Annotated in this window: 3 protein-coding genes; 1 reads left to right on the top strand and 2 read right to left on the bottom strand. The window is 43.7% G+C overall.

The genetic code is table 11. The annotated features are described in order from the left end of the window. Positions 1-265 (bottom strand): MBL fold metallo-hydrolase (locus J7J55_04505; GenBank protein MCD6141961.1); only part of this gene is annotated, 265 nt, incomplete at its 3' end. A gap of 40 nt (positions 266-305) precedes the next feature. Between J7J55_04505 and J7J55_04500 the strand changes: the two genes are divergently transcribed. Continuing rightward, on the top strand, positions 306-521 hold the full coding sequence (locus tag J7J55_04500) for a hypothetical protein (protein MCD6141960.1): 216 nt from the start codon (positions 306-308) through the stop codon (positions 519-521). Here the strand turns inward: J7J55_04500 and J7J55_04495 are convergent. Then, positions 514-2,195 (bottom strand): GNAT family N-acetyltransferase (locus J7J55_04495; protein ID MCD6141959.1); only part of this gene is annotated, 1,682 nt, incomplete at its 5' end. The genes J7J55_04500 and J7J55_04495 overlap by 8 nt on opposite strands.

Here is a 2,195-nt window from a genome sequence, read left to right as displayed (position 1 = left end):
TTTCTATGGTTTCTGCCCCTTTCCCGTGAATCATGACTTCTGCATCACAGTGCTTTTTTATGTCCGGAACGCCGCCGCAGTGGTCGAAATGCTCGTGCGTCAGAATTATCGCATTTATGTTCTTCATGCCAACCTTTTCCATTATGCTGCCAATGACATATGCAGAGTTGAATCCCGTTCCCGTGTCTATGACCGCCGCCTCGCCATCCCTCAAAATATAAATATTTGAATCAAATCCCACGCCTTCTATTTTCCGAACCTGCATATTCCAAAAGTTTTTATCCTATTTTATGATTTCTACCCACATGAACGAAAAGGAACGGAGAAAAATCATTGACAAAATCGAAGATTTGAATCAGGCAAGAGCATCATTGCATAGAAGTTTGGAAGAACTTGAGAAAAAAAAGAAGGATATGCCAGAAAAAAAATACAACAAGCTGAAGGAAAAATATACTAAAAAGCAGCAGAAAATACGGGATAAGATCCACAAGCTGGAGCTCAAGTTGAAGGAACTTACTTGAAGTGCATTCTCAGATGATATATTCCTCCGGTTAGCTCCTTTTCCATGACGTAGCTCTTCTTATCGAATTTTTCGAACAGTGAGAGCATCGGTTTGTTATCTGCGAATACATCGGCAGTAAACCCGTAAAGCCCTCTCTTTTTGGCAATCGTGGTAAGATATTTCAGCAGTTCAGTTCCTATTCCTTTTCCCTGCCAGTCGTCCCTTACTACAAATGCCACCTCTGCGCTGTTTGTATCCTCATCAAGTCCATACCTTCCTATTCCCAATATCTCCTCCTTCTCGCCCTCGCCTATAACCGCAACGATGGCCATATTTTTTGAGTAGTCAACATTTGCCAGTTCGTGCAGCTGCTGTCTCGGCAGATACTTTTTCACCCCCATAAACCTCTTATATATGGTCTCGTCCGAAAGTTTGTAGAAAAGCTCTTTTATCAAATCCTCATCCGAAGGTTTGATTGGGCGAAGCAGCACTTTTGTTCCATCTTTTATTTTTACATATTTTTCCAGATTGGCAGGATATATGCCCCCTTCTCCTTCCACAAGTATCTGGTCTCTGTACACAAGATTGTATTTTTTGGCTTCCTCAAGCAGCCACTCCCTGAATTTTGGATGGGCTATGCTTATGAGCGATATTGCCCTCTCCCTTATATTCTTTCCGTGAAGATATGCTGTGCCATATTCAGTAACAACATAACGGGCATCTCCTCTCGTGAGAGTCACGCCCGCCCCCTCTTTCAGGAAGGGCACGATTCTTGACACCTCTCCGTTTTTTGCAGTAGATGGCAAAGCTATTATGCTCTTACCGCCTTCTGACATCGCTGCCCCTCTCATGAAATCTGCCTGCCCGCCTATGCCGCTGTAAAATTCATGGCCAAGGGATTCTGCTGTCACCTGCCCTGTCAGATCTATTTCAAGGGCTGTATTTATGGCTGTCATTTTGTTGTTCTTCGCAATCACCATCGGATCGTTTGTATACTCTATAGGGTGAAACTCGAATTCCGGATTGTTGTCAATAAATCTGTATGTCTCTCTCGACCCCATGCAGAATGATGCAACTGTTTTGCCTCTGTGTATTGTTTTCTCAGAGTTTGTGACAATACCCTCTTTTATCAATTTGACGACGCCGTCTGTGAGAAGCTCTGTATGCACTCCCAAATTTTTCTTATTTCTCAAACTGGCAACCACGGCATCTGGAATATTTCCGTATCCGACCTGAATGGTGGAGCCGTCCTCAACAAGGCGGGCAATATTTTTCCCTATTGCCTTTGCCTGCTCGTCTGCAGCATCTGTTTTATATTCAAGCAATTCCTCGTCATAGGGGATGACAAAATCAACATCCTCTATGTTGATGAAACTGTCGCCCAGGACGCGGGGCATGTTCTTGTTTATCTGAGCTATGACAATGTCTGCATTTTCCACTGCCGACTTTACAATATCAACACTTATCCCGTAACTCATATATCCATGCTTATCAGGATACGAAAGCTGGACAAGAGCAATGTCAACGGAAACTATTTTTCTGCGGAAAAGCTGGGGCACCTCAGAAAGAAATATAGGAGTGTAATCGGCCATTCCCTCATTTACTGCCCCCCTTGTGTTATCCCCTATAAAAAAAGCGTTGTGACGGAAATTCATTTCGAATTCCTGGCTCACGTATGGTGCAACGCCGAGGG

The organism is Candidatus Bipolaricaulota bacterium, assembly GCA_021159055.1.
Classification (GTDB): Bacteria; Bipolaricaulota; Bipolaricaulia; order UBA7950; family UBA9294; genus S016-54.
This window is presented reverse-complemented; position numbering and strand designations above follow the sequence as displayed.